The organism is Gemmatimonas sp. (assembly GCF_041689975.1).
Lineage (GTDB): Bacteria > Gemmatimonadota > Gemmatimonadetes > Gemmatimonadales > Gemmatimonadaceae > Gemmatimonas.
On record NZ_JBDNFF010000050.1, the window covers coordinates 1 to 5,451 of the forward strand.

General features: G+C 64.0%; 4 protein-coding genes and 1 pseudogene. All 5 read right to left on the minus strand.

Annotated elements, in window-relative coordinates:
- Nucleotides 1-269: class I tRNA ligase family protein (locus tag ACESNG_RS03670; RefSeq protein WP_373067864.1), on the minus strand; the 269-nt coding region annotated here is incomplete at its 3' end.
- On the minus strand, nt 253-1,518 hold the full coding sequence (locus tag ACESNG_RS03675) for a stage 0 sporulation family protein (protein WP_373067866.1): 1,266 nt from the start codon (nt 1,516-1,518) through the stop codon (nt 253-255). The genes ACESNG_RS03675 and ACESNG_RS03670, both read right to left, overlap by 17 nt.
- A 10-nt stretch (nt 1,519-1,528) precedes the next feature.
- A complete protein-coding gene (locus tag ACESNG_RS03680; protein WP_373062874.1) occupies nt 1,529-2,497 on the minus strand; it encodes an acetyl-CoA carboxylase carboxyltransferase subunit alpha in 969 nt (322 codons plus the stop codon).
- Nucleotides 2,498-2,527: 30 nt separating this feature from the next.
- Entirely contained in the window at nt 2,528-3,694 is a 1,167-nt protein-coding gene (locus tag ACESNG_RS03685; protein WP_373067868.1) for a hypothetical protein, read from the minus strand.
- A 23-nt stretch (nt 3,695-3,717) separates the two neighbouring features.
- Nucleotides 3,718-5,439, minus strand: a pseudogene (locus ACESNG_RS03690) (hypothetical protein).
- Between the last annotated feature and the right edge of the window lie 12 nt (nt 5,440-5,451).

Here is a 5,451-nt window from a genome sequence, read left to right on the forward strand (position 1 = left end):
GCCCAGATCGCCTGAAAGCGCGCCGCGATGTCATCCGTGAAAGCCTGCGGTGCCACGCCATCTTTTGCTGCGGTCTGCTGCACCTTCTGGCCATGTTCGTCCATGCCGATCAACAGGTGCACGTCGTCGCCACACTGACGACGATAGCGCGCGATCACATCGGCGCCGATCTTCTCCAGTGCGTGTCCAAGGTGCGGATCGCCATTCGCGTAGTCGATGGCGGTTGTCAGGTAGAATCGCGGCACGTCCGGCTTACTCCTCGTTGTCATCGCCATCATCCGGCGTCGTCGGCGATCCGTCCGGCAGCGATCCGTCCGGCAGCGATCCGTCCGGCAGCGATCCGTCCGGCAGCGATCCGTCGGGATCGGTCTGACGTCGCTGCTCCGCCGCCCGTAAGCGCCGGCCACCGCGACGGCCACGCCGCCGCTTGCGACGGGTCTCATCGCCGGTCGGGTCCTCGGCGTCGGCGGCCTCGGGTTCCTCTGCAAGCTCGGGCTCGGGCTCGCGCTCCGGCTCGGTCTCTGGCGCCGGCTCCGGCGCCAACACCGCTATCGCCAGTGCCAACGGTGCGATCTCCGTCTCGACCGTGTCCAGCATCGCACGCGTTCCCGCATCGACCGGGTACTCCGCGGTATACGAAGGCGTCTCTTCCTGTACCTCGCGGTGTACATGATCGGTCGGCTGCTCGAGCCCTTCCAATTCACTCCGCAGATCGGCCAGCGCAATCACACGACTGTCCCCTTCTGCCGTGCGCAGCGTAATGCGCTCGTTGAAGATGTCGCACGCGATCACCTTCTCCTCGCCCAGCGACGTGGTGAGGATCTTCCCTTCCTTCGGGAATTTGCGACGGCTCTGCACGTAGAACTCGTGCTCGTAGCGAAGGCAGCACATCAGACGTCCGCACGCACCGGAGATCTGCTGCGGATTGAGCGACAGCTTCTGGTCCTTCGCCACGCCCAGGTTCACTGGGAGCAGCTCGGGCAGCCACGACGCCGAACAGTACTCGCGTCCGCAGCGTCCGACCCCTGAGAGTCGCTTCGCTTCATCGCGTACACCGATCTGCTTCAGCTCGATGCGTGTGCGAAACAGCGCCGCGAGATCGCGCACAAGACCGCGAAAGTCGACGCGACGCTCGGCCGTGAAAAAAATCGTGAGCTTGCGCCGATCCCACTGCCACTCGGCGTCCGTCAGCTTCATCACGAGATTGTTGGCCTTCACGCGCTCCATCGACTGGCGGCGGGTGCTCTCATTCTCGGCCGTCAACTCGCGGTCGAGCTGTTCGTCGGCCTTCGTGGCGAAGCGGAGCGCCGCGCGTGGTGGCGGGGTCGTCCCGCACCCGTGGGAGCAGCCGTTGCAGCGGACTTCGGCCAGCTCGCCGGTGGAGTGCACACGACCAAAATCCTCACCACGGTCAACCTCGACGATCACCCCCGCCTTGAGTGGGGGTGCCGTCTCGCCTGTCCAGGTGAAGAACTCCTTCCGGTTGCCGCGGAACGCGACTTCGATGAGATGCGCCACGACGTGAAAACTACTCGGTGAACTGCCCCATGCGCAGGAACTTCTCACGTCGGCGACGCACGAGCTTATCCGGCTTCAGGCGACGCAGATCTTCGAGATTCCGCGCGAGGCTCTCGCGAAGGTTGTTGGCGGTCGTGGCATGATCCGAATGGGCGCCGCCGACCGGCTCGGGCACGATTTCGTCGATCACCCGTAGCTCGATGAGATCGGGGGCCGTGATGCGCAGTGCGGTGGCCGCCTTCTCGCGCATTTCCGGGCTCTTGCCGTCCTTCCAGAGAATGGCCGCGCAGCCTTCTACGGAGATCGTGGAGTAAATGGAATTCTCCAGCATCAGGACGCGATCGGCGACGCCGAGCGCCAGCGCGCCGCCGGAGCCGCCCTCGCCGATCACGGTGGCCACGATCGGCACCTTCAGATTACTCATCTCCAGCAGATTGCGGGCAATTGCTTCGCTCTGCCCACGTTCTTCCGCGCCGAGGCCGGGCCAGGCACCCGGCGTGTCGATGAAGGTGAGCACCGGCACCTGGAACTTCTCGGCGAGCTTCATGAGGCGTAGTGCCTTCCGGTAGCCCTCGGGGTGCGGCATGCCGAAGTTGCGGCGCAGATTCTCTTTCGTGTCTCGGCCGCGCTCGTGGCCGATCAGCATCACCGTTTCGCCTTCGAGACGTGCCCAACCCGCGAGAATCGCCGCGTCCTCGCGAAACAGCCGATCGCCGTGCAGTTCGAGGAAATCGGTGAACGCGAGCCTGATGTAGTCCGACGTGAAGGGACGGCGCGCGATGCGGGCCACTTGCACGCGCTGCAAGGGCGTCAGCTTGCGGTAGATCTCCACGCGCAGTTCACTGAGCTTCTTCTGAAGCGGCTCCAACTCTTGCGCGACATCGAAAGCACTGTCGGACGCGAGTCGTTTCAGCTCCTCGATCTGCTTTTCGAGCTCCGCCAGAGGACGCTCGAACTCGAGAACCGGGGCACCAGCCATGACAATCCTGGAAAAGGGACGCCGCGCTCGTTAGCTGCCGGCGCGCACGAGGCGCACACGATCAGCGCCGAGCAGCGCGCGAAGATCGGACAGAATGGCGGGCGACGCAGCTACCGTAAGCGACCGTGACCGGAAGCGAATGATGCGCCCGGTGCCGTCGTCCCACCGTAGTTCGAGCGGAGCCGAGCCTTCGTGTGCCTCGACACTCGCCCGCACGTCGTCCATCACGCCGGGAGCAAGATCGAGCTCCCGACTCAGGTCGATTGCAACCGCCAGCTCACCGTTGGCTCGCACTTCCGCAAAGCGCGTGACCGTGTCGACGATGAACGTGGCATTCTCGACGCCCTGATCCTTTCGCGAATAGCCACCCTTGAGCAGCAGCGGCACATCGGGCCGGACACGTTCGGCGATCACCGCCCACGCCTCCGGGAAGACCAGCACTTCGGAAGATCCGGAAAAATCCTCGACTGTCAACCGGGCGAACTCGGCGCCCGACCGTTTGGAAATCTGCTTCTTGATGGCCGTGATCACCACACCGATCGTGACCGCGTCTCCGGTCCAGTTGCCGAGCTGTGCCACCGTGCTGTTGGTGAACAGTTCGCATTCTGTTCGGTATGGTTCGAGGGGATGCCCGGAAATGTAGAAGCCCAGCAGCTCCTTTTCGCGCGTGAGCCGCTCACTTTCGCTCCAGACCGGTACCGAGGGGAGCGGCGGCGGCGATCCGGCATTGCTCGACCCCGCCGTCTCGTGGTCGTCACCACCGAGCAGGTCGCCGAACAGCGACACCTGCCCCTTGGCATCCTCCTCCTGGCGGAGCGAGGCCTCGTTGATGGCGTGATCCAGTGCCGCGAGTAGCTGCGCCCGATGGCCGCCCAACCCGTCGCAAGCACCCGCGGCAATCAGCGCTTCGAACACGCGCTTATTGCACACACGAAGGTCCACCCGCGAGCAGAGGTCGTACAGCGAAGGGAACGGGCCGTCGTTTTTGGCGGCGATCAGCGAGTCGATCGCACCACGGCCCACGTTGCGAATCGCGCCCAATCCGAAGCGCACCCGCTTGTCACCCACCACCGTGAAGCGCCACCCCGACTCGTTCACATCGGGCGCGAGCACCTCGATCTGCATCTCGCGCGCTTCGGCGATGTACTTGATGACCTCTTCAGTCTTCCCGATGTTCGACGACAGCAACGCGGCCATGAACTCAGCCGGGTAGTGTGCCTTCAGGAAAGCCGTGTGGTACGCGACGACGGAGTAGGCGACGCTGTGGCTGTTGTGAACGATGATGTCGTTCGCCACGAAGTTGTGCGTGTCGGCAATCTCGAGGTCGTATGTGCGCTGTTCGCCCGCCGGCTCGATCGATACGACCCGATCCCAGAGCACGTCGTTCGATCCGAGTCGCAGCAACGACGCATCACCGAAGTACGTCGCGAGGCCACCGACCAGATCCTTGGAGGCCGCGGCCTCGACCGGCACGGGCATCGCCGCCATCGCCGCTAGCTTAGCCGGAGCAACGAGGTAACGGCCCACACGTTCGGCGAAGGGGCGCAGATTCTCCACGCCCGTCACGAACACCTGATACCCGACGCGCGGTCCGCGCGCATACGCGAACGTGACCGAGCGAATCCGACCGAGTATTTCGAGCCGAAGCAGAAGGTGTTGCACCTGCTGAGCCAGCCGTTTCGACGACGTGGCGTAGTACGCCGACGAGTCGGTCGGGTTCACATGCCCGTCGCCGTCCCACATGCGTCCGAGCAACAGGCCGATCTGCTCGTCGCAGAGCGTGAAGGCGTCCGCTGGCACTTCCTTCGGATCGTCGTAGTACACGCCAGCGGGATGCCCCAGATGCCCTTCGGCGAGCAGGTGCCCAAGCGCAATCACCTCGTGAGCTGGCCACTCTGTTCTTGGTCCCGACGGCAATGAGCGGGGAACGGCGATGTGCTCACCCACGGTAACCGAGTCGAGATTGCGCCACCCGTCGATCAGCAGCAACGGGTGATTACCCGTTGCGATAATCTCACGGCCCGACTCCGTGCGCACACGGAACACCGCCTTGATGCCGTTGTCCATGACATCCAAAACGCGCCCGTGATCCAGGCGAAGCGTATCGACGTCACACGTCGCAACGCTGCCCAGCGTCGCGCGCCCTTCGTAAACGTCGGCGATACGCACGAGGCGACCGGTCGACGCGTCATAGATCTCTGTGTCGCCGACCAGGCACTTATTGAATCCGTAACGCCCGAACGTTTCGATCTGGCCCGAGAGCTCATCGATGATCTTCGGATCGTAGCCCTTGGCGACGGCCTTCGTCACGAACTTGCCGAGCTCCTTCTTGATCAGCTCAGAGTCTTTCTTGCCCACCGCCTTTCGCAACACGTCGGCTTCGGCCAGCGAGATGCCCGCGAGCACCTGCGCTAGACGCATCACCTGTTCCTGATAGGTGATCACGCCGTACGTATTCGAAAGAATCGGCTCCAGCTCGGGCAGCGCGTACACCGTGGGCTCTCGCCGCGCTTACGCTTGATGTACACGTTGTGCATGCCCGCGTCGAGCGGACCCGGGCGCAGCAGCGCGTTCGACGCGACCAAGTCGTCGAATCGGTCGCACCGCATGCGCTTGAGCACGTCGGTGGCGAGCGCCGACTCGAATTGGAACACGCCGCCGGTACGTCCCGCACGCAGCAGCTGATACGTCTTCTCGTCGGTAAAGCCGCGCTCTTCGAGTACGACCGTCACGCCACTCCGCTGCTTGATGCTGGCCAGCGTATCGCTGATCACCGTCAGCGTGGTGAGACCGAGGAAGTCCATCTTGAGCATGCCGGCCTTTTCCAGCGACGTCATGTCGTACTGCGTCACGATCACGCGTTCGTCATCGCTGCCGCCCGCACCCTTCGAGGCCTGCGTGCAGATCGGCACGAACTCGTCGAGCGGGCCCGGCGCGATCACGACGCCAGCCGC

What these genes read in the sequence shown, in the direction of transcription:
- ACESNG_RS03680 (WP_373062874.1), bottom strand. Translation starts at nt 2,497, where the DNA reads ATGGCTGGTGCCCCGGTTCTCGAGTTCGAGCGTCCTCTGGCGGAGCTC.
- ACESNG_RS03685 (WP_373067868.1), bottom strand. Translation starts at nt 3,694, where the DNA reads ATGGCCGCGTTGCTGTCGTCGAACATCGGGAAGACTGAAGAGGTCATC.